23 protein-coding genes and 1 pseudogene are annotated in these 26,255 nt (G+C 68.5%); 14 read left to right on the top strand and 10 right to left on the bottom strand.

The genetic code is table 11. From position 1 onward, the window contains the following. Positions 1 to 89: 89 nt before the first annotated feature. Positions 90 to 944 (top strand): RNA polymerase sigma factor SigF, encoded by an 855-nt coding sequence (locus tag ACWD1Z_RS29965; RefSeq protein WP_451122787.1) that lies wholly within the window; start codon positions 90 to 92, stop codon positions 942 to 944. Between the two features lie 267 nt (positions 945 to 1,211). Continuing rightward, the gene (locus tag ACWD1Z_RS29960) at positions 1,212 to 2,096 is read left to right on the top strand and encodes an RNA polymerase sigma factor SigF (RefSeq protein WP_451122785.1); all 885 of its coding nucleotides are present in this window, start codon (positions 1,212 to 1,214) and stop codon (positions 2,094 to 2,096) included. 120 nt (positions 2,097 to 2,216) lie between these two features. On the opposite strand, the gene ACWD1Z_RS29955 is transcribed toward ACWD1Z_RS29960, so the two are convergent. Beyond that, positions 2,217 to 2,411: a hypothetical protein gene (locus ACWD1Z_RS29955; protein ID WP_451122783.1), complete on the bottom strand. Its 195-nt coding sequence runs from the start codon at positions 2,409 to 2,411 to the stop codon at positions 2,217 to 2,219. 232 nt (positions 2,412 to 2,643) lie between these two features. Here ACWD1Z_RS29955 and ACWD1Z_RS29950 point away from each other — a divergent pair, with 232 nt between their 5' ends. The 4 genes from ACWD1Z_RS29950 (at position 2,644) to ACWD1Z_RS29935 (ending at position 6,924) form a co-directional block, all read left to right on the top strand. Then, on the top strand, positions 2,644 to 3,099 hold the full coding sequence (locus tag ACWD1Z_RS29950) for a MarR family winged helix-turn-helix transcriptional regulator (protein WP_451122781.1): 456 nt from the start codon (positions 2,644 to 2,646) through the stop codon (positions 3,097 to 3,099). Between the two features lie 13 nt (positions 3,100 to 3,112). After that, positions 3,113 to 5,548, top strand: a complete 2,436-nt coding sequence (locus tag ACWD1Z_RS29945; RefSeq protein WP_451122779.1) for an MFS transporter — start codon at positions 3,113 to 3,115, stop codon at positions 5,546 to 5,548. A gap of 74 nt (positions 5,549 to 5,622) precedes the next feature. After that, positions 5,623 to 6,444: a YceI family protein gene (locus ACWD1Z_RS29940; RefSeq protein ID WP_389416516.1), complete on the top strand. Its 822-nt coding sequence runs from the start codon at positions 5,623 to 5,625 to the stop codon at positions 6,442 to 6,444. A 9-nt stretch (positions 6,445 to 6,453) separates the two neighbouring features. Continuing rightward, positions 6,454 to 6,924, top strand: coding sequence for a PPOX class F420-dependent oxidoreductase (locus ACWD1Z_RS29935; RefSeq protein WP_451122777.1), 471 nt, complete (start codon positions 6,454 to 6,456; stop codon positions 6,922 to 6,924). Here ACWD1Z_RS29935 and ACWD1Z_RS29930 read toward each other — a convergent pair. From ACWD1Z_RS29930 to ACWD1Z_RS29895, 8 genes are all read right to left on the bottom strand, one after another. Continuing rightward, positions 6,921 to 7,673: a TetR/AcrR family transcriptional regulator gene (locus ACWD1Z_RS29930; protein ID WP_451122775.1), complete on the bottom strand. Its 753-nt coding sequence runs from the start codon at positions 7,671 to 7,673 to the stop codon at positions 6,921 to 6,923. The two genes, ACWD1Z_RS29935 and ACWD1Z_RS29930, sit on opposite strands and share 4 nt — an antisense overlap. Continuing rightward, the gene (locus tag ACWD1Z_RS29925) at positions 7,667 to 9,190 is read right to left on the bottom strand and encodes an MFS transporter (protein WP_451122773.1); all 1,524 of its coding nucleotides are present in this window, start codon (positions 9,188 to 9,190) and stop codon (positions 7,667 to 7,669) included. The genes ACWD1Z_RS29930 and ACWD1Z_RS29925 overlap by 7 nt, the downstream gene beginning before the upstream one ends. Before the next feature lie 62 nt (positions 9,191 to 9,252). Beyond that, positions 9,253 to 11,337 carry an ArnT family glycosyltransferase gene (locus tag ACWD1Z_RS29920; RefSeq protein WP_451122771.1) on the bottom strand — a complete coding sequence of 695 codons (2,085 nt, stop codon included), beginning with the start codon at positions 11,335 to 11,337 and terminating at the stop codon, positions 9,253 to 9,255. Then, entirely contained in the window at positions 11,334 to 12,782 is a 1,449-nt protein-coding gene (locus ACWD1Z_RS29915) for a glycosyltransferase (protein WP_451122769.1), read from the bottom strand. Before ACWD1Z_RS29915 ends, ACWD1Z_RS29920 begins: the two co-directional genes overlap by 4 nt. 14 nt (positions 12,783 to 12,796) lie before the next feature. Next, positions 12,797 to 14,467: a sensor histidine kinase gene (locus ACWD1Z_RS29910; RefSeq protein WP_451122767.1), complete on the bottom strand. Its 1,671-nt coding sequence runs from the start codon at positions 14,465 to 14,467 to the stop codon at positions 12,797 to 12,799. Further along, positions 14,464 to 15,204, bottom strand: coding sequence for a response regulator transcription factor (locus ACWD1Z_RS29905; RefSeq protein WP_451122765.1), 741 nt, complete (start codon positions 15,202 to 15,204; stop codon positions 14,464 to 14,466). The genes ACWD1Z_RS29910 and ACWD1Z_RS29905 overlap by 4 nt, the downstream gene beginning before the upstream one ends. A 241-nt stretch (positions 15,205 to 15,445) precedes the next feature. Further along, the gene (locus ACWD1Z_RS29900) at positions 15,446 to 16,333 is read right to left on the bottom strand and encodes a DUF2797 domain-containing protein (protein WP_451122763.1); all 888 of its coding nucleotides are present in this window, start codon (positions 16,331 to 16,333) and stop codon (positions 15,446 to 15,448) included. Between the two features lie 63 nt (positions 16,334 to 16,396). Next, the gene (locus ACWD1Z_RS29895; protein ID WP_451122890.1) at positions 16,397 to 16,792 is read right to left on the bottom strand and encodes an HGxxPAAW family protein; all 396 of its coding nucleotides are present in this window, start codon (positions 16,790 to 16,792) and stop codon (positions 16,397 to 16,399) included. Between ACWD1Z_RS29895 and ACWD1Z_RS29890 the strand changes: the two are divergent. The 5 genes and pseudogenes from ACWD1Z_RS29890 to ACWD1Z_RS29870 all read left to right on the top strand — a co-directional run bounded on the left by ACWD1Z_RS29890 (position 16,754) and on the right by ACWD1Z_RS29870 (position 22,130). Continuing rightward, positions 16,754 to 17,232: pseudogene (locus tag ACWD1Z_RS29890) on the top strand (MarR family winged helix-turn-helix transcriptional regulator). The gene ACWD1Z_RS29895 and the pseudogene ACWD1Z_RS29890 overlap by 39 nt on opposite strands. A 184-nt stretch (positions 17,233 to 17,416) precedes the next feature. Next, the gene (locus tag ACWD1Z_RS29885; RefSeq protein WP_451122761.1) at positions 17,417 to 17,920 is read left to right on the top strand and encodes a GtrA family protein; all 504 of its coding nucleotides are present in this window, start codon (positions 17,417 to 17,419) and stop codon (positions 17,918 to 17,920) included. 411 nt (positions 17,921 to 18,331) lie between these two features. Continuing rightward, positions 18,332 to 20,656, top strand: a complete 2,325-nt coding sequence (locus tag ACWD1Z_RS29880) for an nSTAND3 domain-containing NTPase (protein ID WP_451122759.1) — start codon at positions 18,332 to 18,334, stop codon at positions 20,654 to 20,656. Between the two features lie 220 nt (positions 20,657 to 20,876). Continuing rightward, positions 20,877 to 21,503: a hypothetical protein gene (locus ACWD1Z_RS29875; protein ID WP_451122758.1), complete on the top strand. Its 627-nt coding sequence runs from the start codon at positions 20,877 to 20,879 to the stop codon at positions 21,501 to 21,503. Positions 21,504 to 21,596: 93 nt separating this feature from the next. After that, positions 21,597 to 22,130, top strand: coding sequence for an NUDIX hydrolase (locus ACWD1Z_RS29870; RefSeq protein ID WP_451122757.1), 534 nt, complete (start codon positions 21,597 to 21,599; stop codon positions 22,128 to 22,130). Here ACWD1Z_RS29870 and ACWD1Z_RS29865 read toward each other — a convergent pair. Then, the gene (locus ACWD1Z_RS29865) at positions 22,108 to 23,448 is read right to left on the bottom strand and encodes a hypothetical protein (protein WP_451122756.1); all 1,341 of its coding nucleotides are present in this window, start codon (positions 23,446 to 23,448) and stop codon (positions 22,108 to 22,110) included. The two genes, ACWD1Z_RS29870 and ACWD1Z_RS29865, sit on opposite strands and share 23 nt — an antisense overlap. Positions 23,449 to 23,561: 113 nt before the next feature. Between ACWD1Z_RS29865 and ACWD1Z_RS29860 the strand changes: the two genes are divergently transcribed. The 3 genes from ACWD1Z_RS29860 (at position 23,562) to ACWD1Z_RS29850 (ending at position 25,367) form a co-directional block, all read left to right on the top strand. Further along, on the top strand, positions 23,562 to 23,804 hold the full coding sequence (locus ACWD1Z_RS29860) for a hypothetical protein (protein WP_451122755.1): 243 nt from the start codon (positions 23,562 to 23,564) through the stop codon (positions 23,802 to 23,804). A 206-nt stretch (positions 23,805 to 24,010) separates the two neighbouring features. Then, positions 24,011 to 24,454, top strand: coding sequence for a glycine-rich domain-containing protein (locus tag ACWD1Z_RS29855; RefSeq protein WP_451122754.1), 444 nt, complete (start codon positions 24,011 to 24,013; stop codon positions 24,452 to 24,454). Between the two features lie 70 nt (positions 24,455 to 24,524). After that, positions 24,525 to 25,367 (top strand): protein kinase, encoded by an 843-nt coding sequence (locus ACWD1Z_RS29850; protein WP_451122753.1) that lies wholly within the window; start codon positions 24,525 to 24,527, stop codon positions 25,365 to 25,367. Positions 25,368 to 26,255: the final 888 nt, after the last annotated feature.

The following is a 26,255-nucleotide window of genomic DNA, read 5'->3' as shown; positions in this document are numbered from 1 at the left end:
GCTCTTTATTCCTCAACACGGTGTTATGCGGTGCTTGCACACAGTGCACATGTCTTGTGATGCTATGACCGCTTTTGACGGATGAGTTGATGGATCACGAGGTGGAGTTGACCGTGCCGGCCAGTACTGCGCCTCCCCGAGAAGCGGCCCCCGAAGAACCGGCGGCGGCCGCCCCGCGCAGCCGCGGTGCCGACACCCGCGCGCTCACCCAGGTGCTCTTCGCCCAGCTCAAGGAGCTCCAGCCGGGCACGCCGGAGCACAACCGGGTGCGCGGGGCGCTGATCGAGGCCAACCTCCCGCTCGTGCGCTACGCGGCCGCCCGCTTCCGCTCCCGCAACGAGCCGATGGAGGACGTGATCCAGGTCGGCACCATCGGGCTGATCAACGCCATCGACCGCTTCGACCCGGACCGGGGCGTGCAGTTCCCGACCTTCGCGATGCCGACGGTGGTCGGCGAGATCAAGCGGTACTTCCGCGACAACGTCCGCACGGTCCACGTCCCGCGCCGGCTGCACGAGCTGTGGGTGCAGGTCAACAGCGCCACCGAGGACCTGACGACCGCCTTCGGACGCTCCCCGACCACCGCCGAGATCGCCGAACGGCTGCGCATCAGCGAGGAGGAGGTGCTGTCCTGCATCGAGGCGGGACGCTCGTACCACGCCACCTCGCTGGAGGCCGCCCAGGAGGGCGACGGGATGCCCGGGCTGCTGGACCGGCTCGGCTACGAGGACCCCGCGCTGGACGGCGTGGAGCACCGCGACCTGGTCCGGCACCTGCTGGTCCAGCTCCCCGAGCGGGAACAGCGCATTCTGCTGCTGCGCTACTACAGCAACCTCACCCAGTCGCAGATCAGCGCGGAACTCGGGGTCTCCCAGATGCATGTGTCGCGGCTGCTCGCGCGGAGCTTCCAGCGGCTGCGGTCGGCGAACCGGATCGACGCCTGACCGAAAGCGCGAGCGAACCATCACCGGGACGAGCGAATCGCTCACCAGGGCCCTTCCCGGCGGTTTCGCGCCGATAGACCGTCAGACCCCTTGTTTCCAGGGCGGATTCACGTCTGACATGTCGACATGTCACTACAGCGTGTTGCCGACATGTGACATTCTGCGGGAAGCGCGTTTGCCGCGGCTTCGGCTCCGGTATTCAGGTGAAGGCTGCGTTCCTCAGTGGGAGCGTCCGCCCCGACCGTCCCGCGACCCAAAGGGGGTGGCATGTCCGCAGATCAGGGCAGCTCGAAGGTGCTCACGCTCACGAAGAGCGAGGGTGCGCCCGCGCTCGACGACGTAACGGCCCTTGTCGAGGCCGCGCCGGCCCCGGCCCTCCCGACGTCGGGAGCCATCGACACCCGCACCCTGTCCCGCTCCCTGTTCCTGCGGCTCGCCGCGCTGGACGAGAACAGCCCCGAGCGTGCGTACGTCCGCGACACGCTGATCGAGCTCAATCTCCCGCTCGTCCGGTACGCGGCGGCACGCTTCCGCTCCCGCAACGAGCCGATGGAGGACATCGTCCAGGTCGGCACCATCGGCCTGATCAAGGCGATCGACCGGTTCGACTGCGAACGGGGCGTGGAATTCCCGACGTTCGCGATGCCGACGGTGGTCGGGGAGATCAAACGGTTCTTCCGGGACACCTCGTGGTCGGTCCGGGTGCCGCGCCGGCTGCAGGAGCTGCGGCTGGCCCTGACGAAGGCCAGCGACGAGCTCTCCCAGAAGCTGGACCGCTCCCCCACGGTCACCGAACTCGCCGCGGTGCTGGGCGTGTCCGAGGAGGACGTGGTCGACGGCCTGGCGGTCGGCAACGCCTACACGGCGTCCTCGCTGGACTCACCGGCCCCCGAGGACGACGGCGGCGAGGGCTCCCTCGCGGACCGCCTCGGCTACGAGGACAGCGCGCTGGAGGGCGTCGAGTACCGCGAGTCGCTGAAGCCGCTGCTGGCCAAGCTGCCGCCCCGGGAGCGCCGCATCATCATGCTCCGCTTCTTCGCCAACATGACCCAGTCCCAGATCGGCGAGGAGGTCGGCATCTCCCAGATGCACGTCTCCCGCCTGCTGACCCGCACGCTGGCGCAGCTGCGGGACGGGCTGATCTCGGACTGACGCCCGGCCCGATGCGTCGGGCGACGACATGGACGCATGGCCGCGGAGGCGCCCTGACCGGCGCCTCGGCGGCCGTCGTGCGTCCGGGGGCGGGGGTACGGCGGAGGTGAGCCGCCCGGGTTACATCAGCGCGAGCCAGGCCACCGCCGCGACGACCGCGACGGCGACGACGACACCGACGATCAGGCCGATGCGGGGGCCGGAAGAAGCGGCCGCCGGCTGACGCCCCTGGGGGGCCTCGTCGACGAACGCGCGGAACATCTGGGTGCTGCCGGCGGGGTCGTAGTTGCCCTGGGGGCCCTCGGTGTTAGCCATGGGCCGAAACCCTAGCGAATGCGGGGGTCCGGCCCAAGTGCGGGGCCCGCAGGGGCCCCTGGGCTCCGGCGTCCGGCCGGAGGGACCGTGGGCCGGCAGCTTCCCGCACATTTACGATCGCAATACTTGCCTTTGCCAACTTTTGGGTCGCACTCCCGTCATTTCGTTTGCCTGTAGCAACCAACAGCTTCTATGGTTGCCCTAAGCAACAAATACTCCCGGGAGGCGTGCGATGGCCGAGCAGGCGGTGTACGAGGAGCTCGTCCGTCAGTTCAGTGCCTTCGGTGCCGTGAAGCGGGAGCTGGGGCGGGCGCTGCCGTCCGACTGCCCGAGCGGTTCCGCCGCCGTGCTGACGCTGCTGGAGCGCCACGGCGACATGCGCATGAGCAAGCTCGCGGACCTGCTCGCCGTGGACATGTCGGTCACCAGCCGCCACGTGGCCCATGTCGCCGAGCGCGGCTGGATCGACCGCTCCCCCGACCCGGCCGACAAGCGCGGCCGCATCCTGCGCCTCACGCCCGCGGGCCGGGCCCGGGTCGAGGAGCTGGCCCGGTGCACCACCCGGCTGCTCGCCGAACGCCTGAGCGACTGGAGCGACGACGAGGTCACCCAGCTCACGCTGCTCATGGCACGGCTGCGGCGCTGCTTCGACGAGCAGTCCCCCCGTACACCCGCGATCACCACGTAAGAGAAGGAAGTCCATGGCAACGACCACACCAGCCGGTGTGCGGGCTCATGCCAAGCACTCAGGAGGCTCCGGCGAGGCCCCCATGACGCACCGGCAGATCATGGAGGCGCTCTCCGGGCTGCTGCTCGGCATGTTCGCCGCGATCCTGTCCTCCACCATCGTCTCCAACGCGCTGCCCGAGATCATCCAGGACCTCGGCGGCGGACAGAGCGCGTACACCTGGGTCGTGACCGCCGCGCTGCTGGCGATGACGGCGTCCACGCCCCTGTGGGGCAAGCTCGCCGACCTGGTCAGCAAGAAGACCCTGGTCCAGATAGCCCTGGTCGTCTACATCATCGGATCGGTCGTCGCCGGTCTGTCCCAGAACGCCGGGATGCTGATCGGCGCCCGGGTGATCCAGGGGCTCGGCGCCGGTGGTCTGACCGCGCTCGCCCAGATCATCATGGCCGCGATGATCTCCCCCCGGGAGCGCGGCCGTTACTCCGGCTACCTCGGCGCGACCTTCGCCGTCGCGACCGTCGGCGGTCCGCTGGTGGGCGGTGTCATCACCGACACCGACTGGCTGGGCTGGCGCTGGTGCCTGTACGTCGGGATCCCGTTCGCGCTGATCGCCCTGTTCGTGCTGCAGAAGACGCTGCACCTGCCGGTGACCCGGCGCAAGGTCAAGGTCGACTGGGCCGGTGCCTTCTTCATCACCGCGGCCGTCAGTCTGCTGCTGGTCTGGGTCACCTTCGCGGACGACAAGTACGCCTGGCTGTCCTGGCAGACGTACGCGATGGTCGGCGGCGCGCTCGCGCTCACGCTGGTCTTCCTGTTCGTGGAGACCAGGGCCGCCGAGCCGATCATCCCGCTGCACCTGTTCCGGAACCGCACGATCACGCTGGCCTCGCTCGCCTCCCTGCTGGTCGGTGTCGCGATGTTCGCGGGCACGGTCTTCTTCAGCCAGTACTTCCAGCTGGCGCGGGACAAGTCCCCGACCATGTCGGGCGTCATGACCATCCCGATGATCGCCGGCCTGTTCGTCTCCTCCACCGTCTCCGGCGCGATCATCACCCGGACCGGCAAGTGGAAGGCGTGGCTGGTCATCGGCGGTGTGCTGCTGGCGGCGGGCCTCGGGCTGCTGGGCACCATGCGCTACGACACCCCGTACTGGCACATCGCCGTCTACATGGCGGTCATGGGCCTCGGCATCGGCATGATGATGCAGAACCTGGTGCTGTCCACGCAGAACCAGGTCGCCCCGCACGAGCTGGGCGCCGCCAGTTCGGTGGTCACCTTCTTCCGGTCCCTCGGCGGCGCGATGGGCGTCTCGGCGCTCGGCTCGGTGATGTCGACCCGGATCAGCCACTACGCCACCGACACCATCGGCTCGCTCAGCCCGCAGGAGCAGTCCGCCGCGGCCGGCGCCGTGGGCTCCGGCGAGCTGCCCGACATGGACGCCCTCCCCGCGCACATCCGCACCTGGCTGGAGAGCGCCTACGGACACGGCATCGCCGACATCTTCCTGTACGTCGCCCCGATCGCCTTCCTCGCCTTCGTGGTGACGCTGTTCATCAAGGAGGTCCCGCTGCGGACGTCCGGCGCGCTGGCGCAGGCTGCGGCGGAGACCACGAGGCCGGAAGCGGCTCCCGCGGCCCCTGCCGTGGAGGAGGACGTGGTGGAGGAGGAGACCGTGCAGGTCACCGGTGGGTCCGTCCCCGTGCGCGGATTCGTCCGCGGCGCCGAGAGCGCGCCCGTGCCGCGGGCCGCGGTCACGCTGATCTCGCTCTCGGGACGGCAGCTCGGCCGCTCGGTGGCCCAGGCGGACGGTGCCTACGGCGTCGACGCGCCGGGCGCCGGCTCGTACGTCCTGATCGCCTCCGCCGACGGTTTCCAGCCGCAGGCGTCCACCGTCGTCGTCGGCGAGGAGCCGTTGGCGTACGACATCCTGCTCAGCGGCACCAGTGGGCTGAGCGGTGTGGTGCGGGCGGCCGACGGGGCGCTGCCGGTCCCGGACGCGATGGTGATCGTCACCGATGTGCGCGGGGACCTGCTGGCCACCGCCGCCACCGGGGAGCAGGGCGAGTTCGCCCTCGGCGAGCTGGTGCCGGGCACGGTGACCGTCGCGGTGAACGCCGCCGGGTTCCGGCCGCGTGCCCTGCCCGTCGAGATCGGCGGCACCGGGGTCACCCGGGTCGAGGTCGACCTCGACTCCGGCGCCCAGGTCCAGGGCGTCGTACGGGCGCCGCACGGTCCACTGGCCGACGCGCGGGTCACCCTCGTGGACGCGGCGGGCAACGTCGTCGGCACGGCGACGACCGGGGCGGACGGGGCGTACGCCTTCACCGACCTGGACGGCGGCGACTACACCGTCATCGCGACGGGATACCCGCCGGTGGCGTCCGCGCTGACCGTGCACGGTCCCGGCGTCGACGACCACGACATCGAACTCGCCCACCCCGGCGAGTAGGACAGGCCCCGGCCCGTGGAGCGCGCTCTGAGCGGAGGTGCGTTCCACGGGCCGGTTTCATGCGAGGAGTTGAGATGGGACTGACCGCGAGGATCCGTACCCGGGACGGTTGGGCCGTGTCGCACGCGGTCGTCACGGTGACGGACGGGAACGGCAGCCAGGTGCTGCGCGCCGAGGCGGACGCGGAGGGCGCGGTACGGGACCCGAACCCCCTGGCCCCCGGGGCGTACACGGTCATCGTCACCGCCGTCGGGTACGCGCCCGCCGCGGCGAGCGCGCTCGTCACGGCGAGCGGCCGGGCCGAGGTGGGCACGGTGACGCTGGCCCGGCAGGGCGGGGCGGAACTGCCGCCGCCGGGGGTGTGGACGGTGGACCCGGCGCACTCGTCGGTGGGCGCGGTCGCCCAGCACCTGGGCATCTCCAGCGTGCACGGACGGTTCACCGACTTCTCCGCGACCGTCGAGATCGCCCCGGGCGACGTCACCGGGTCGCGGGTGGAGGCGGTGATCCGGGCGTCGTCCATCGACACGGGCAACGCCCTGCGGGACGGGCACCTGCGGTCGCCGGACTTCCTGGACGTGGAGCGGTTCCCGGAGATCACCTACCGCTCGACGGGCCTGACCGCGGCCGGTACGGACCGCTGGACGGTCCACGGGGTGCTGGAACTGCACGGTGTCGTACGGCCGGTGGACCTGGACCTGGCGTATCTGGGGACCGGGTCGGATCCGTGGGGCGGGACCAGGGCCGCGTTCCGGGCCACCGCCGAGCTGCGGCGCGAGGACTTCGCCATGCACTACAACCAGGTCGTCCAGGCGGGGATCGCCGCCATCGGCACGACGCTGCGGGTGGAACTCGACGTGCAGGCGGTCCAGGGGGACACGCTGCCGCAGGCCTAGGCTGGGCGCATGGCACCGAACATCGCGACCAACACCGCCGTTTCGCGCACCGAGTTGCTGGACTTCGTACGGCCGCGTCATCGCGCGATCCTGCTGACGCGGCGGGCCGACGGGAGCCCGCAGGGGTCGCCGCTGACCTGCGGGGTGGACGACTCCGGGCGGATCGTCGTCTCCACCTACCCGGAGCGGGCCAAGACCCGCAACGCCCGGCGGGATCCGCGGGTCAGCCTGATCGTGCTGAGCGACGACTGGGACGGGCCGTGGGTGCAGATCGACGGCACGGCGGAGGTCGTCGACTGCCCCGACTCCGTCGAGCCGCTGGTGGAGTACTACCGGAACATCGCCGGGGAGCATCCGGACTGGGACGAGTACCGGGCGGCGATGGTGAAGCAGGGCAAGTCGATCATCCGGGTGACGCCGCAGAGGTGGGGGCCGGTGGCGACGGGGGGCTTTCCGGCGCGGCTCACCGACAATTCCTAGCCCGCTCCCGCCACCATCGCCTCGATGCCCGCCACCAGCAGGTCCAGGGCGAAGACGAAGTCCCGTTCCAGCATCTCCTCGACCGTGTCGCCGCCCCGGGCCGCCATGATGTCCTTGGCCTCGTGGACGACCTCCGCGGTCGACGGGGTCTCGCTCACCGTCGTCATGGCGTGCTGGAAATAGGCGTCGGGGGTCATGCCCGCGTCCTGGACCCGGGCGAAGAAGTGGCCCTCGATCGTGCCGTAGCCGTACACGAACTGGAAGACGGCAGAGATCGCGCCCGTCACGCCCTCGGCCGGCAGCCCCGTCCGGCGGATGACGCGCTGCACGACCCGGGAGAAGGCCAGGGAGTTCGGCCCGATGTTGAGGTAGGTCCCGGCCAGCGGCGAGATCCAGGGGTGGCGCACCAGCAGGGCCCGGTACTCGCGGGCCAGCGTGCGCAGTTGGTCGCGCCAGTCCTCGTCGGCCTCCGGGTCGGGGAGCCGGAGTTCGCCGTAGACCGTGTCGAGGGCGAGTTCGAGGAGGTCGTCCTTGGTGTCGACGTACCAGTAGACGGACATGGCCGTGACGTTCAGCTCGGCGGCCAGCCGGCGCATGGAGAACTTGGTGAGCCCCTCCGCGTCGAGCAGCCGTACGGAAACCTCGGTGATCCGGTCCCGGTCGAGCCCGGAGGGCTGCCCCCCGCCGCGGCCACCGCGGCGCCCCTTGCCCTCCAGCCAGACGCTGGCCCGCTCGGCTGCCTTCACCATGGCGCACCTTCCTGGACGTGCTGCGTGCGGGTCGTGTTCCCCGAGTCTGCCCGCTCCGCCCTGCGCAGCAACGCCGCCGCGACCAACCCGCCGAGCAGCACGGCCACCGCTCCCACCAACTGGCTGCTCTCCAGGCCGGAGGCGAACGCGTCCCTGATCTCACCCCGACGGGCCTCGCCGTCCGCCGCCGCCATCGCCGCGGGGAAGGAGGACGCGGCCACCGGGACCAGTGCCGCGAACCGGGAGGTGAGCACCGCCCCGAGCACGGCCACGCCCAGGCCCTGCCCGAACTCCGCCACGGTCCCGTTGATCCCCGCCCCGATGCCCGCCTTCTCCGGCGGGATCGAGCTCATGATCGCGTGCGCCATCGCCGGGTTGGCGACCGCCGCACCGGCCCCTATGAGGAGCAGGCCCAGCAGGGTGCCGGCGTACCCACTGGAGGCGAGCAGGGCGATCGACGCCAGGCCGCACGCCATCAGGGCCATGCCGACCCCTATGGCGGCCGGGTTGCCGAGCCGGGCCGCCCACTTCGCCGCCACACCGGTGAAGTTCAGCGCCACGATCGCGAGCGCGAGCGGTGCCGTGCGCAGCCCGGCCTCCAGCGGGCCGTAGCCGAGGACGAACTGCATGTGCTGGGTGAGCAGGAAGAGCGAGCCGCCCATTCCGAAGGTGATCAGCACCGCGCCCGCGATGGCGCCGGTGAACCGCTGGTTCTTGAAGAAGTGCAGGTCGAGCATGGGGTACGGGATGCGGCTCTCCCAGGAGGCGAAGGCCGCCAGCACGGCGACGGCAACGGCCGCCGACCCCAGGACCCGGGCCGACGTCCAGCCGTGCTCGGGCCCGGAGATGATCGCGAAGACCAGGGAGGCCATGCCGATCGTCGACAGCAGGGCGCCGAGCAGGTCGGGCCGGTCGCCCCGGGGGTTCTTCGACTCGGGGACCAGGGTGACGGCCGCGACCAGGCCCAGCACCACGACCGGCAGGTTGATCAGGAAGATCGCGCCCCACCAGAAGTGGTCCAGCATGAAGCCGCCGAGCAGCGGGCCGCAGGCGAAGCCGAGCGCGTTGACCGCGGCCCAGATGCCGATCGCCTTCGCGTGCTCCTCGGGGGCGAAGATCTGCATCACGACGGCGAGCGTGGTGGTCAGCAGCAGCGCCCCGCCCACGCCCATCCCGGCCCGCGCGGCGATCAACTGGCCGGTGGTGTCGGCGAGTCCGGCCGTCAGCGAGCCCGCGCCGAACAGGGCCAGCCCGGTGATCAGCATCTTCTTGCGGCCGTAGCGGTCGGCGGCGCTGCCCGCGGTGAGCAGCAGTCCGGACTGCACCAGCGAGTACGCGTTGATCATCCACTGGATGTCCGAGGTGGCCGCGCCCAGCTCGCTGGTCAGCGAGGGGATGGCGACGTTCAGGACGGTGTTGTCGAGGACGACGGTGAGCTGGGCCAGGCAGATGACGCCGAGGATGAGCCAGCGCCGGGGGTGGCCCTGGGAGACGGTGACGGGTGCAGGAACGGACATGCTGTACACCGTAGAACAGCTCTCATACGGTGTACAGCACGTTCTTCCGCCAGCTGTGGCGCTCAGCCGCTCGCCTTCCGCGTCAGGTCGTAGAAGGTGGCCGAACCGGCCGTGACCTGCTTGAAGTTGGCCTCCACCCACTCCGTGATCTGTGCGGACGTACCGCTGTCGGAGCCGCCCATGCCGCCGCCGGAGCCGCTGGAGATGAAGTAGTGGATCCTGCCGTCCGCCACGTACTCCTTGAACTGGGCCAGGGTCGGGGACGGGTCGGTGCCGTTGAAGCCGCCGATCGCCATCACGGGTTCGCCGGTGGAGAGCTGGTAGCTCGCGGCGTTCTGGGCGCCGATGGCCGCGGCGGCCCAGGTGTAGTCCCCGGCGTTCTCGGTCAGGAGTTCCTGGGCCTCGTCGTCGACCGTGGCGCCGTTGAGCAGACCGCCCATGCCGCCGTCGCCGCCGGCCATACCGCCGTCGCCGTTCTGCTGGTTCTGCTGACCGGGCATGCCGCCGGTTCCCCCGGTGGGGGGTTGGCCCATGCCGCCGCCCTGCTGGTTCTGCTGCCCCGGCATGCCCCCGCCGCCCGGGAAGCCACCGCCGCCGCCCGGGCCGCCGCCTCGGCTGCCCTGCACCGACGGGCCCGCGGTCACGATCGAACCGGTGTGACCCTCGCTCACCGTGGTGAGGGTGTACGCCGTGGGCCCGGCCAGCGCCGCCACCAGCCCGAGTCCGGCCACCGCCAGGGCCGCCCGGCGGCCCAGCCTGCTCAGGAAGATCAGCCCGAGCGCGGCCACCAGGCCGCCCACCAGCACCAGCCACTTCAGCCAGGGCAGATAGTCGGCGGACCGGTTGAGCAGGACGTACCCCCAGGCCGCGGTGGCCGCCATGGCCGCCGCCAGGGTTCCCGACGCCCACGCCCGCTCCCGCTTCTCCCACAGCAGCGCCGAGCCCATGCCGACCAGGGGAGCGAGGTAGGGCGCGAGCGCCACCGTGTAGTACTCGTGGAAGATGCCCTGCATATAGCTGAAGACCACCATGGTGATCAGCAGCGCGCCGCCCCAGACGAGGAACGAACCACGGGTCACCGAGGTGCGCTCGGCCTTGCGCGTGGCCACCAGGCCCGCGATGAGCAGGATCAGCGCGGCCGGGATCAGCCAGGAGATCTGGCCGCCGATACCGGCGCCGAACAGCCGGTCCCAGCCGGTCTCGCCCCACTGCCCGGTGCCGCCTCCGCCGCCACCGCCACCGCCACCGCCACCGACGCTGCCGGTCTCCTCGCCGTTCAGCCGGCCGAGACCGTTGTAGCCGAAGGTCAGTTCGAGGAAGGAGTTGTTCTGGGAGCCGCCGATGTAGGGGCGGGAGGACGCCGGCCACAGCTCGACGACCGCCACCCACCAGCCGCCCGAGACGACGATCGCGGCCAGGCCCGCCGCCAGCTGTCCGATCCGCTTCCTCACCGGTACCGGGGCGCAGACGCCGTAGACGAAGGCGAGTGCGGGCAGGATCAGGAAGGCCTGGAGGGTCTTGGCGAGGAACGCGAAGCCGATCGCGGCCCCGGCCCACAGCAGCCACCTCGTACGGCCGTCCTCCAGGCCGCGGATGACGAAGTAGCAGGCCAGCGCCATCAGCAGGGCCAGCATCGCGTCCGGGTTGTTGAACCGGAACATCAGCGCCGCGACCGGGGTGAGCGCGAGCACCGCGCCCGCGATCAGACCGGCGGCCGGGCTGAACCGGCGGCGGACGGCCGCGTACACCACGGCGACCGTGCCGACGCCCATCAGCACCTCGGGGACGAGGATCGTCCACGAGCTCAGGCCGAAGATCCGGACCGACAGGGCCATCGGCCACAGCGCGGCCGGCGGCTTGTCGACGGTGATCGCGTTGGCCGCGTCCAGCGAGCCGAAGAAGAACGCCTTCCAGGACTGGCTGCCGGCCTGGACGGCCGCGGAGTAGAAGGAGTTGGCGTAGCCGGAGGCGCTGAGGTTGCAGAGGTAGAGGACCGCGGTGGCGAGCAGCAGGCTGAGGAAGGCCGGGCGCGCCCAGCGCGGGTCCTCGGGCCGGCCGCGCCACAGTCCGCGCGGGAACGGCCGGCCGGGCTCGGGGGCCGTAGGAGCCGGCGGCTCCTGCACGGCCGTACGGTAAGTGCTGGTCATCGGGGCTCCCCCGGTTCGTGGTCGGAGGACCGCACGGGCTGCAGCCGCATGGTGTCGTCCCTCCAGCTGGGGTCCGCGGCGGCACCGGCGCGGACGGGAGGCAGCGGGCGCTGCGGGAGCGGCGGCTGCGACAGGGCGTACGTCGGGATGTGCTGGGCGGCCACCGGGCCGCCCTCCGCGTCCTCGCGCACGGCCGGCGGCTCCTCGTGGCGGTCCGGGAAGACCCACACCCGGAAGAGCAGGAACCGCAGCACGGTCGCCGCGAGGTTGGCGGCGATCAGGACCGCCAGTTCGGTGGAGTGCGCGGGGTTCCCGGTCGCCGCGTTCAGGGCGGCCAGCGAGCCGCTGGTCAGGGTGAGGCCGATGGCGAAGACCACCAGGCCCTGCGCCTGGTGCCGCACCGCCCCGCCGGGGCCGCGCACCCCGAAGGTGAGGCGCCGGTTGGCGGCCGTGTTGGCGACCGCCGAGACCAGCAGGGCCAGCGCGTTGGCCACCTGCGCACCGGTGAACTGGCGGAAGCCGCTGTAGAGCAGCAGATAGAACAGCGTGGACAGCGCGCCGACCACGCAGAATCCGACCAGCTGGCGGGCCAGCCCCTTCGGTACGTCCTGGATCTCGCGGTCGCGCGGATCGTCGCCGAAGGGACGGGCGAGGCGGTCCAGCGGCAGTGATCCGGTGGCCAGGGCCTTGCCGACCCGCCACACGCCCTTCAGGTCGTCGGTGGCCGTCCGGACGAGGTGGACGGTCGAGTCCGGGTCGTCGACCCAGTCGACGGGCACCTCGTGGATACGCAGGCCCGCGCGCTCGGCGAGCACCAGCAGCTCGGTGTCGAAGAACCAGCCGGTGTCCTCCACCAGCGGCAGCAGCGCCTGGGCCACCTCACGCCGGATCGCCTTGAACCCGCACTGCGCGTCCGAGAAGCGGGCCTGGAGCGAACCGCGCAGGATGAGGTTGTACGAGCGGCTGATGAACTCCCGCTTCGGGCCGCGCACGACCCGGGAGGAGCGGGCCAGACGGGAGCCGATCGCCAGGTCCGAGTGGCCCGAGATCAGCGGGGCCACCAGCGGCAGCAGGGCGTTGAGGTCGGTGGACAGATCCACGTCCATGTAGGCGAGGACCGGGGCGTCCGAGGCGGACCACACGGTACGCAGGGCACGGCCGCGGCCCTTCTGCTCCAGGCGGACGGCCCGGACCTCCGGGATCTGCGCCGCCAGCCGCCGGGACACCTGGGCAGTGGTGTCCGTGGACGCGTTGTCCGCGATCGTGACGCGGAACGCGTACGGGAAGGTGCGCCGCAGGTGCTCGTGCAGTCTCAGCACACACGGCTGGAGGTCCTTCTCCTCGTTGTAGACGGGGATCACTACGTCCAGGACAGGCGTACCGGCGTCTCCGGCCGGGAGGTGCTCCCGCGCCGGCAGGGTGCCGGGAGAAGAGTCGGTTCGCATGGAACCGACTCTTCTCAACCGCCCTGTCGCGCCCGTGTGGTGGCGCTGTGCTGTGCCTGTGAGTGCGGTTGCCCCCACGTCCCGGTCGTCGGCCGCGCGGTGAGCGGGGGCAGATGGACCGTGAAGACGGTCCGGCCGGGCACGCTGTCGACGGTGACGGCACCGCCGTGCGCGGTGGCGACGGCCTGCACGATGGCGAGGCCGAGACCGGTCGAGCCGGAGGCGCGGGAGCGCGAGGTGTCGCCGCGCGCGAACCGTTCGAAGACGTGCGGCAGCAACTCGGGCGGGATGCCCTGGCCGTCGTCCTCGACGTCCACGCACATCCAGGGACCGCGCCGCTGCACGCGCGCGGTGACCGTCGTGCCGGGTGGGGTGTGGGTGCGGGCGTTGGCCAGCAGGTTGACCAGGACCTGCTGCAGCCGGGCCGCGTCGGCGCTGATCAGCGCGGGTTCGTCGGGCAGGTCGAGGCGCCAGTTGTGGTCGCGGCCGGCCGCCCGGGCGTCGCTGATGGTGTCGACGACGAGGGGGACGAGGTCGGTCTGCTCGAACTGGAGCGGCCGGCCGGCGTCCAGCCGGGCCAGCAGCAGCAGATCCTCCACCAGCAGGGTCATCCGGCCCGCCTCGGACTCGATACGGCCGAGGGCGTGCCGGGTGTCGGGGCCGACGTCCTCTCTGCCGCGCCGGGTCAGCTCGGCGTACCCGCGGATGGAGGCGAGCGGGGTTCTCAGCTCATGGCTGGCGTCCGCGACGAACTGCCGTACCCGGGTCTCGCTCTGCTGGCGGGAGTGCAGGGCGCCGTGGACGTGGTCCAGCATGCGGTTCAGGGCGGCGCCGACCCGGCCGACCTCGGTGTGCGGGTCGCACTCGGACTCCGGGACCCGTTCTTCGAGGTTCACCTCGCCGGTGTGCAGGGGGAGTTCGGAGACGCGGGTGGCGGTGGCGGCGACCTTGCGCAGGGGGCGGGTGGCGACGCCGACGATGACCGTTCCGGCGAGGGATGCGGCGATCAGGCCCGCCGCGGTGACGCTGATCTCGATGAGGATCAGGGTGTTGAGGGTGTTGTCGGCTTCCTCGGTGGGGACGGCGACGTAGTAGCTGCCGTTGTCGCCGGACGCGTACTCGACCCGGTAGTCACCGAGGTCGCCGAGGTCCACGGTGTGCTTGCGGCTGTCCCGGGGCACGGAGTCGAGCGCCCGGATCTGGCTCTCGGTGAGGTTCTCGGACTCCAGCCCGCTGAAGTCGGTGCTGTTCTCGTCCTTCACGCCGACCTTGGCGGCGGTGATGGAGCCGTTCGTGACGTCGGCGACGACCGTGCCCTGGGGCTGGGGGCCGTGGGTGACGATCTCGTCGAGGCTGAGGGATGGTGAGGGCTCGACCGCGTTGTCGTTGGCGCTGTCGTCGGCGTTTCCGTTGCCGTTGTCGTTGCCGTTCGCGTTGGTGTTGGCGTTGTCGGGGTTGCCGTCGCCGGGGGGTCCGCCGAAGCCTGCGACGCGGCCGGCGACCTCGGTCAGCCGTCCGTCGAGCTGGTCGTACAGGTGGGAGCGCAGCGCCAGCGTGGTCACCGTGCCGATCACCGCGCAGACCACGGCGATCAGCACCACGGAGGCGACGACGAGCCGCGTCCGCAGGGTGCGCGGCTGTCCCGCTCGCGTCTTCTGCGGACGCGTCCGTCGTCGCCCGCTCACGAGGCGGCGGGCTTGATCAGGTATCCGGCTCCGCGCCGGGTGTGGATCATCGGCTCGCGGCCCGCGTCGATCTTCCGCCGCAGGTAGGAGATGTAGAGCTCGACGACGTTGGCCTGGCCGCCGAAGTCGTAGGACCAGACCCGGTCGAGTATCTGCGCCTTGCTCAGCACGCGCCGGGGGTTGCGCATCAGGAAGCGGAGCAGTTCGAACTCGGTGGCGGTGAGGTGGATGGAGTCTCCGCCCCGGCTGACCTCGTGGCTGTCCTCGTCGAGGGTGAGGTCGCCGACGACCAGCACGGATTCGGAGCGGCGGTCGGCGGCGCCGGAGCGGCGGATCAGTCCGCGCAGCCGGGCGACGACCTCTTCGAGGCTGAACGGCTTGGTGACGTAGTCGTCGCCGCCGGCGGTGAGCCCGGCGATCCGGTCCTCGACGGCGTCCTTCGCGGTGAGGAAGAGGACGGGCACGTCGGGCGACTCGCGCCGCAGGCGCCCCAGGACCGTGAGGCCGTCCATGTCGGGCAGCATCATGTCGAGGACGACGGCGTCGGGCCGGAACTCGCGCGCGGTCTGGACGGCACCGGTGCCGTCTCCCGCGGTGCGGATCTGCCAGCCTTCGTAGCGCAGCGCCATGGACAGCAGCTCGGTGATCGACAACTCGTCGTCCACCACCAGCACGCGAACGGGGCTCCCGTCCGGCCTCAGCAGTTCGGTGCGCCCCTGGGGCGAGGTCGTGGTCATGCTCGCCACACTGTCGGTCCCCTCTGAGAACGGGCTTGCGGCAACCTGTGATTTTCCTGAGAAGCGCACAGGGGGTTCTTGGGGAGGGGGCGGGTGGGGTCACGGTCCGCGATCCGCGGGGTGGGTGGGGTCACGGTCCGCGATCCGCGGGGCGGGTGGGGTCACGGTCCGCGATCCGCGGGGCGGGGTGGCTGTACGGCTTGGCGGTCACCGTGGCCGGCCGGACCCTTTCGGGCTCGGGTCAGAACAGGCCCTCCTGGGGCGGGATGGTGGGCTTCGGTTCTCGCAGGGGGAGCGGTGGGGCGTTGTTCGTCGCGGGGATCAGGGGCCAGCCGCGGAGCAGGCGGGTGTCGAGGATGACGACTCCGGCGGGCGTGTCCAGATGGAGGTCGGGGCCCGCCGCGGCGAGGAGTCGGCCGTGGAGGGCCGCACCGGCGACCAGTTCGGTGACTTCACCGGCGGCCGGCGGGAGGCCCGTGAGGCCGAAGGCGGCCACGTGATCGACGGGATCGCAGGGCGCCGGGGTGAGGGAGTCCGGCCAGGCGGGGAGGGCGAGGGCCCGCGCATGCAGTCGCTCCAGCTCCGCGGCCCGCTCGCCCTCGGTGCCGGGGAGGGTGGAGCGTACGGCCCGCTTGTCGCCGTAGGGAATCCGGTCCGGCACTCCCAGCGCGGCCCGCAGCAGTTCCTCGGTCCGCCGGGCGGCCATCAGCGGGCCGGTGCCGAGCCAGCTGAAACAGACGGCACCCTGCTCAAGAAGGCGCGCGGAGCCCCGCTCTTCGGCGGTGATCCCGACCTTGACCATGCTGGTCCCGAACCAGGCCAGATAGACCCGGTACGGCCGGGGATCGTCGGCGAGCGTGTCCGCGGCCACGGAGTGCGCACGGTCCAGCCGGGCACACTCCTCGCACCGCGCGCCGGTACTGCGCCCCGGCACGGCGGCCCGCACGGGACACGCATACCCCCTGGCACCGATACACGTCCGCACACCCCCTTCCGCCACCCCCGCCACCCCGAAGGCGACGCGCTTCCCCCGGACCAGCGCACTGCGCCGCCCACCGTCCCACTCCAGCACGGGCCCCTGCGCGGACGACCAACGCAGCCCCGAGCACCTCCACGACGCCTGTTCCATCGCCATCGAGAGTAGGCGGGGGGACTGACAACGGCCCGGGAGGGCGGTACAGGGCAGGCTAGTTCACTCGGCGGACGCCAAGAGTGCCGGCTCACTCCCGGCCACCGTCACCACCTCGGGCACCACCTCCCGGCGCCCCCGCCCGGCCAGTCGGCACCCCAGGCACCCGGCATGCCCCTGACGCGCCTGCGAGTCGCGCGCCCGCATCGGCCACTCCTCCCGCGGTCGCCGCTCCGACGGCTTCCCCCAACCCGCGAGATGCAGCGCCCAGGTGACCGGCAGGGCCACGGTCACGATCCCGAGGCCGAGGGCCGGCCAGGCGCCGGACACCGTGCAGACGCCGAAGCCCAGTACCGCCGCTCCGACGCCGGCTACGCCGAAACCGGTCCAGCCCGCGACCGTATGTCCGTGGTCATACTGATGTGCGCCACGCCGCGCCCCACCGCCACCCCCGCCCAGGCGCTGGAGGCGATGGACTCCCTCATCGCGGCCCACCTGCTCGGCCAGCAGGAGATGGCCCAGCGGCTGGGCCTGAACATCACCGACCTGCTCTGTTTCGGCTGCGTCCTGAAGGCGGGCGAGAACCTGCTCACCGCGGGCGACCTCGCCGAGCACGCCCACGTCACCACCGGCGCGATGACCGGCATCCTCAACCGACTCGAGCGCGCCGGCTACATCACCCGCGTCCCCGATCGGCCGACCGGCGCCGGGTCCGGGTGGCCGCGGTACCGGACGCCGTCACACGCGTGGAGTCGCTGTACGGGCCCTACTACGGCCGCCTCAACGCCCTGTTCGCCGACTACTCACCCGACGAGATCACCGTACTGACCGACTGGTTCACCCGGACCACGGGACTCGCCCAGCAGTACATCGACGAACTCCGGCAGGGCGACGGCTGAGACGTGCACAGGACGCCGGACCTGGAGCGGGCCCAACTGCCTTGGTAGGGCTGGCCACACCCCCAACTGGGGAGCTCACCTCCTCGTCCGGGAAGCGGGATCACGGGATCGTTGGACACGGCAGAACAAGACAGCCGTACGACAGCCGCTCCGGCTCAACGACCCTTTCCCGGAAGGACGTTCCATGACGTCGCCGTCACCGCTCGCGTCCTTCGCCCGGTTCGTGGTGTGCGGGGGCGGCGTCGGCCTGGTCTCCGGGGCCACGGTGCCGCTGCTGGCGCACTCGATGCCCTGGGCGCTGGCCAACGCGCTGATCACCGTGGCCTCCACGCTGCTCTGCACCGAGCTGCACGCCCTGTTCACCTTCGGCACGGGCAGCCGGCCGGGCCTGCGCCGGCATCTGCAGTCGGCCGGGTCCGCGGCGGTGGCGTACGCGGTGACGTCCGCGGCGATCCTGGTCCTGCACCTGGTGGAACCGTCTCCCACGCTGCTGTGGGAGCAGACGGTCTACCTCACCGCCGCCGCACTCGCCGGAATCGGCCGCTTCCTGGTCCTGCGCCTCTTCGTCTTCGCGAGCCCCACGCCCCGCCCTTCGGACCTACCGCGCGGCCACGGCGAGCGAGTAGTCCACTTCGACGGCCTCACCGTCCCGTACTCGGCACCGATCAGCTTCCAAGCCGTCCCGTAACGCAAGAAGCCCCGGATCTCTCCGGGGCTGCTTGTCTGCGTGCACTCGGCAGGATTCGAACCTGCAACCTTCTGATCCGTAGGATCGGGCAGGCCGCAGTGCAGAGGCTTCGCCTTCCTCCTGGCTGATCGCTGATAGTCGTGACCAACGGCCTCAGTGTGCCGTCGTTGCCGTCACGGTTGCCGTCAGCCCGCTCCCGTTGGCTGTCGACCTCCCGCAGCACCAGGAGCGCACGTCTCGTCCTCACCACCTCCGCTGGCCCCTGCATTGCGTCATGCTGGGATTGACGCCGTCGGCTGCAGCCCTGCGAGTCTCGTCCCGCTCGCATCCTTCGGCTCCTCTCCGCCGTTCAAGCAAGAGAGTCATCAGACAAGCACAGGGGTAGTGATACAGACGACAGAAGGGGGCTCCTTGGAGACCTTCGACCTAAGCAGGCTGACGGACTTCGATTTCGAAGCGGTCTGTAAGGACCTATTTGAAGAGGAGTTGGGTGTCTCTCTAGAGATATTCTCAGCAGGGCCAGATGGAGGAGTGGACCTTCGACACTTCGGCAGCAGTGAAAATGAAGTGGTCATCCAGTGCAAACACTGGCATAGGTCCCCTAGAGCCAAGCTCATTGATTACGTACGGAAGTCAGAAGCGCAGAAGGTGCAGCGCCTGCAGCCGCGCCGATACATATTGGCTACCTCGGTCGATCTGACTAGGGACGCGAAGGACAAGCTCTTTCAGGCTCTGAAACCGCACGCCAGAACACCTGGAGACATCTACGGTAGACAGGAACTAGACGCTCTGCTACGCAAGCACGAACATGTCGTTCGCAGACATTTGAGGCTATGGCTAACCAGCGCAACCGTCCTTAGCGCTCTCCTGTCCAAACGTCTCCTTACTCGATCCCAAGCATTGGCGCGAGAAATTGACGATACTCTGCTCAAGTACTCAGTCAACCCTAGCTACTCGCGCGCCTTAACTATTCTGGAACAGCGCAGAGTGTGCATTATTGCCGGAATTCCAGGGATCGGAAAGACTACTCTCAGTCACGTCCTTTGTGCACACTATCTAGCTCGCGACTACGAGTTGATTGAAATCTCAGAGGACGTCGATGAAGCGAATGAGCTGTGGGATGACGCCAAGCGCCAAGTCTTCTACTACGACGACTTCCTGGGACTAACCTCGCTGGACGAGAAGCTAGGGAAAAACGAAGATGGTCGCCTACTCTCTCTAATGCGGCGGACAGCAAATTCCCCCAATAAGCGGTTTATTCTCACCACGCGAGAGTACATCCTAGTCCGAGCAAGGCAGCGATACGAGCGGCTCGACCAACACCCGTTCAGTCTGCAGACTTGCGTCGTAGACCTCGGTGACTATTCTTGGAAATCGCGAGCAGAGATTCTTTACAACCACGTTTATGCATCGCAGCTGCCCGAGAGCGTGAAAGCAACTTTCGCCAGCCCTGCCACGTATCGCCAGATTCTGAGGCACAGGAATTTCAATCCACGCATCATTGCCTCTACGCTGACAGAAGCACACTACTTGTCAGACGAGCCAGGGGCAGCTGCAAGCGAAATTCTGGCGAACTTGGAAAACCCCAGCAGGTTGTGGGGCCACATCGTCGACAACCAGCTAAACGATCTCGACATGCTGACCCTAAAGGTCGTATTTCTGCACCTGGGGAGTACCCCACTCAACATTCTTGAAGCATTGTGGCGCGATTACGGCCACCGGGTACGCGATCTACGTAAATCTCTCGCCGTCCTCGACGGCACGATGCTGCGCAGCTTTGAAAAGATGGATACTTTGTTCGACAGGGAAGGGAATGTACACGTAGAGTTTCACAATCCATCCGTCCGAGACTATCTGATGGATTATTTTTCATCCAATGCTGATGAGCTAGAATCTCTCTTTGGGCTCGTGCGCTATTTCGAGCAACTAGAGACGCTTTGGATTGGCATTCCGGTGCGCGCCGGAGGGGCCCTGCTTTCCAGATATCGTGAGCACTTGAGTCAGCTAGAGAAGGCCGCCACAATAGCCACCCAGGCTGTACCAATGGCGCTAGATGAGAGCGTTAGTAGAGTAAGTGGCCCAGCTCGACGGGCCTTCTTTCTCTTGGAGATGGCCGAACTTCTCGATTCCAAAATCATGCGCAACCTTGCGTTTGGCGAGATCGAAAAACATCTTACTGGAACCATATCGCCCCACCGAGATGACCTCTCGATCCTGCTGCAATTTTTGAGCGATGACGAGACGCCGGAAGCCCAACGAGCCCTCGCCAAAGTCGTCGGCTTCGAGCTAGAGCGTCTATTCGATGAACTGCACAACTGGATCGATATTGAGTACGCTGGCGAGCTGATAGAACTGCTGGAAGCCGTATACCCTGGCTTTGAGACTCAGGATGCCCAAGGACGACTTTCATCGACACGACGTGAATACGCTGAAGATGCACTCGAAGACTGGGGAGAAAACGGACAAGAATCAATCTACCCCGAATCCGAGATTAGAGATATAGTCGCCTTCTATTCGTCCAGCAACACGCCGCCTAACGAATACGAAAAGGCACTTGCCCGCCTCGATGAGTATGATCGGGAGCAACCTCCTGAACCAGCGCCTTCCTTGTTTGAAGATTATCCAGAGCACGCACGGCGGGCCGAATGGAAGGTCGCCGATGAGGTGGCAACTATGATGCAGACACTTAGCATTGGGACGGATGTCAGAAAACAGCACCCCACTGGTGACACCTGAGAGATGGCACCGTGGCCACGCCACGTTCCATCGGTCGCTGGCCGCCAGTAGTGAGGCTGCTTGCCTCTCCAACGGCAGCGGCAAACGTCATCACAGAGCTTTCTGATCACGCTGTACCTGCGAGTGCTTGCGGTTCTTGGACGCAGCAGAGCACGGATTTGTGCTCAGCTGTCAGTAAAAGGTGATGACTGAAGGCAGAGTGAACCGGCAACCTACACCTATGTCAGATGACTGGCCCCCGCCTGGGCATACCTATCACTACCGCCTGGATGCCCACTTCGATGGTGTTCCTGCTTTCAGCATGGACGTCGCACTACCGAGTGCTCGATCAGAAGTGGACATCTCGACGTTCCGGTTGGATCGCCACGGAGGTCCAGATGAGGCAGACATCGCCTTCCGGGAGCGTCTCTACCGCCTGATCGGAGCGATCGTGGTCGCCGGTGGCCATGTAGAGGCCAGCATGAAGCGTCTCATCCTTCTACTCAAAGGCGATCAAGGCGGCTTCTCGGTCGTCGACAAGACCTGGACAGACCTACACAAGATGCTGTTGACGCAGTCACGACGGAGCATCCCGCAAGCCTCTGCTCTGGCAACGGTCCTTGCGTGGGGCGAAGAACACGAGCTCAAGCGGCGCCGGGACGATGTTGTTCATGCATCCTGGTGGCACTGGGATGGTGTGGGCGTGATCAGGTCCCGGTTCTTCCGGAAGCAGGACGGCACCAACATCGCCTGTACCTTCGAAGACCTTGAGGATGATGCACAGCTGCTGTTCGAGTACGCCCACAGGCTCGACTCGCTCCTCGGTGCAGACTGGCCACAAGCGAGGCTCCCGCGCAATGAAGCCTGACCGGGATGCATTTCGTCACCTTGACGCGAATCTTGTCCTTAGCCGCATCATGGTCTGCGATGCTGGGTGTACCGCGTGAGAGGGGCCGCAGGTATGGAGTGGAAGACCCACGGTGAGCGTCAGGTCTACACCAACCCTTGGGTGAATCTGTGTCTGGTCGACGTCCAACAACCTGACGGACGTAGGTGGGAGTACCACGTCGTCCGCCTTCGGCACTTGGCCGTTGCCGCCGTAGTCAATGACCGCCAAGAGGTTCTGATGATGTGGCGGCACCGCTTCATCACGGACTCATGGGCCTGGGAACTGCCCATGGGCCTGGTCGAGGACGGCGAGACCCCGGAAGAGGCGGCGGCCCGCGAAGTCCTGGAAGAGACCGGCTGGAGCCCTGGCCCCATCAAACCCCTGATCTACGCCGAGCCGGCCAACGGGATCACCGACTCGCAGCACCACGTCTTCCGCATCGACGGCGCCACCTACGCTGGTCCGCCCACGGAGAAGAACGAGTCCGACCGTATCGAGTGGATTCCTCTCTCAGAGGTGCGCGGGATGATAGACCGCCGCGAGGTCGTGAGTAGTGGATCGCTCGTCGGCCTGCTCTACCTGCTCATGGATGAAGCGATCCGCTGACCGGCGGGAGGAGCTCCCGTAGCCGTGCCTCGAAGGCAAGGGCTACGGGCTCCTGCCTGTGTGGGGCCAACTGGTCGTAGAACTCCCTGAGATGCCCTGACACGCGCTCCGAGGCTACCGCCGACGCTGGCTCAAGGGCTTGCGTGGCGGTGTGGCACGCCTGGTCAAGCTTGCCCTGGTCAAGCTGCGTACGAGCCAGCCAGAACGAGTGAAACGCGCGGCCTCGCTGGTTCGTGTGGTGCTCACGCCGCAGGGCATCGGCGATCAAGGGTTCGGCAGTCGCCGCTTCGCCCAGTCGGCCATGGGCGATGCCCGTGTCCACAATGAGCTTCGGCTCATCGAAGTAGGTCACCCACGAGGGGTCCGGATCGCTCGCCCCGATCTGCTCGAATTGGCTGTGTGCTTCCCCGATCGCTCGGTGCGTGTCATCACGGTTGCCGAGCGTGGCGTGAGCGAAGGCTTCCCGCATGGCCAGCATCGACATAACGCGCGGCGTGCTGCCGAATGCTGACCGAGCCTGGTCCTGGGCGGCGGTCACGAGCGCCAATGAGTCCGCGGGCTTGTCCTGGTAGGTCGCCTGCAAGCTCATGCAGGCGAGGACGTTGGCCATGAACTGCCGGTCGTCGATCTCCTTCGCCAGTTGCAGGGCCTCGGTGAAGTACGCGCGGGCCTGGTTGTACTGGCGGGCGTCGAAGTAGGTCCAACCTGTCAGGCGTGCCAGCTCGGCCGCGATGCCGTACAGGCCGTTCTGGATCGACGGCGGTCGGCTCTCCTTCAAGAGTCCGACGACATAGCGGAGCTGGCCGACGATGGCGGGCCGCAGTGCTTCACCACCGTGCTGGTCGTCTCGTCGCCAGTAGTCCTCGATGGAGGAGCGGAAGGCTTCAAGCGTCGCCGCGTTCAAGCTCGTCCGAGTGGCCAGTGCCAAGATGCTGTCCACATCGGGACCTGGCAGAGACGCGGGGGCACGCTGCTCGGCTTCCGGTATCTGGGGCGCCTCACGCTCGTCGGCCACCAGGGCCTGGGGCGTCTCCCATGCTCGGCGGGCCAAGCCGAGCATGTCCCCTGGGATGCGCAAACCGTCTGAGATTCGCTCGATGACATCCATGTGCAGCAAGTGCCTGCGGCCTGCGATGACTTCGCCCACCCGGCTGGGCGTCAGGTCACAACGCCGGGCGATCATCGACGGGTAGATCCCCGCCCTGACCTTCACCAACCGGAAGACTCTGGCGAAGTCCCGGACCCGACATGCATCGATCATCTCGGGATCGGTGAGCAGTCTGGCCGGCAGTTCCTGCGGCCGGTCCGGGTCGGGCATCGGCAAGCTCCCACACTGCGAGGGCTACGCAACGTCGCTGGTTCTCTACTTCCCGCGATATTACCCAAGTTGGGTAATCAGCCTGACCTTTTAGCGACGGCCCTCCTATCGCGATGCTCCCTTGCATGGCGAGCAACCAGCAGACCAGACCAGGCATCGGTGAACTGGCGAAGGACACCGCCAAGGGACGTATCGGCATCGTCATGGGTGAGCTCGGCGGCCGTGTGCAGATACGGCCCATCGGCGGCGGCCGGGAGTGGGATGCCATGCCGGACAAGGTGGTGCAGCCGAGCGCTCGGGAGGAATTGAGCGCTCGCCTGGCCGTCAAGAACGGCAACAGCAGGGAGGGTCTGTGATGCGCGCCATCGGCCGATACGCGGGAGTCCTCTTCATCATCATGATCAGCGGGTCATGCGGCCTGGCGATCGGCATGGCTCTCGCTGTCGGCCAGTAGACCGGCCGCCCCGGGCGGGTGCTCATCCCCTGATTCCCCCACGCCCGTTCGGGGCGGCCCTCCAACCCTGCAAGTGCCACGCTCCACTACCCAAAAGGGAGTACTCGCATGACGGCAACGGCGAACGACCAGAGGACCGGCCGCGCGGTGGCGGGCGAGGAGCTGTTCCAGAGCCTCGCCCACTTCGTGGTCGTCCACAACGGGCAGTCACCCGAGCGTGCCGAGCGGATCGCGGACCAGGCGGTCGCCTTCGTGGTCACCGCAGCCACCGCCATCGTCCCCATGGTCCCCTCGGACGACGTGGACCTGGGCCTGCATGCGCTCATCCTGCACACGAAGGAGTACGCCGAGCTGTGCGAGCGGCACGCGGGCCGCTTCCTGCACCACAACCCGAAGCCCGGTGGTGGTGCCCGTGACCCAAAGCAGGTCGCCGCTTCGGCACGCGCCATGAAGACCGCCGGGTTCATGGTCTTCGACGACCTGTGGACCGTGGACGGCACGAACCTGGCCCAGTGCGACTCCGACTGCGGCCGCCCGTACGGCCAGGCGTAGCACAAGACAGCAGCGGCGCGGCCGGCCTCGCCTCGTGGTCGGCCGCGTTCGCCCGGAAGGAGAACAGACGTTGTCCGGCTCACCCTCTGAACTGCCGATCGTGGTGCTCGACGCCCTCATGCCCACGTCTCAGCGCCTGGTCCTGAACCGCCGGGGCTCCATGGTCTGGGAGGTGCAGAGCCATCGAGGTCACTACGCCGTCAAACTGGGCTATCCGATCGAGGCTACGGCCGACTGGCCCGCCCAGCCCTGGACCGCCCTCGCGCCCGCACGCGAGGGTGTCGTACTGCATCGCCTCGGCTTCGACGACTTCGCGTACGGAGAGTGGGAGGGCGGAACGTGGAACTTCCAGCCGTGGCATGAAGGGCCGGACTTGTACCGAGTGTGGGAGCCCTGCCGCAGCAAAGGCTCGTTCGTCGCACCGCACACCAGCGTGGCGCTGGGTTGTGTCGAGGCCCTGGCCGAAGTGCACGCCAAGGGCTGGTCCCACGGCGACGTACAGCCCGCCCACTTCATCATCGGGCCGGAGCAAACGCATCTGATCGACCTGGCACTAGCCCGAGGCGGACACGTCCCCGAGAGGTACGACTTCCCTTTCCGCGGCTGCCTCGTCCACTACGAAGCACCAGAGATCGCGCGCAGCGTGCTCGCCACGGGTGAAGCCGAGCCCACGCCGGAAGCCGACATCTACGCCCTCGGCGCCTCCCTGCTCATCTCGGCCACCGGTTGGCGTGCCGTCGAGTACCCGGACGACGCTCCGCGTCCCGTCCAGAGAGAGGCCGTGGCCAACGGCAGACGCCGCCCCGTCAAGGCGCCCGGTGAGCTGGGCGAGTTGATCGAGGCCATGCTCAGCCATGCTCCCGAAGACCGGCCGACCATCTACGAGGTGGGTAAGGCCCTGAGCTGCCTCTAGAGCCTGATTCGCCGGGCGGCGCTCGCATAGCCAGACAAACAACAAGAGACCGGACCACCCCTCAGCCTGGACAGCACTCCGGGTGGTCCGGTCACGGAATCCCTGATCAGGACCCCGGTGCCGATGGTAGCCGGGGCAGTTGGCGTGCTCGGATGCGGGTGCGGGCCCTCGGCTTCCTGTTGTCCAACGAGGAAGGGCCTTGACCTGAGCCACCGAAAGTCAGCCATGACGGCGGGCGAGCCGAACGAGCACCTGCCACGTGTGTCTCCAGCAACCACTCGCCGGCCTCAACCACGCTTCTTCCAAACGTCACGGCCTGGCCCTCGATCTTGCACGAGCGTTGCCGACATGCCCTGCGACTCCACCGGCCGCACGGATGTGAGCTGGGGGCGGTCTGGTGGCGCGGTCGAGCTTGACGCGTCCCGGCCTGGTCCTGGTGCTCGGAGTGGGCGGGGTTGCTTCCTGGTCTGGTTGTCCGCCCTGGCGGTTGTGCGCGCTGAGCGGCCGGGGGCCGCCGGAGCGGTGGCGGAGACAAGGAGCGGCGGCGGCCACGGGCCGCCAGCGCGCGCGGCCCGCCGTAGGCGGGCCGCCTTGATCCAGTAAAGAAACTCTGAACAGCTCCGCAGGGCAGGGCGATGGCAGGTCAGCGAAACAGCCGCTCAACGCCGTGGGGACGCTCAGCGGCTGGGAGGAAGCGCGGAAGCGTGAAACGCATCGACAGCACAGGTGGCAAGCGGGAGACATGGCCAAGCACATAACGGACGACGAGATGGGGTCGACCAGCATTCACGTCTGACGGCGGCCATGACAAGCTCCCCATAGGCGGCCATTTACCGCCCCACTGATGGCCAAGGGTTTCCCCACGTACGGCCAGATATCTCCCCGCTC

The organism is Streptomyces sp. NPDC002784 (assembly GCF_053592135.1).
This window is presented reverse-complemented; position numbering and strand designations above follow the sequence as displayed.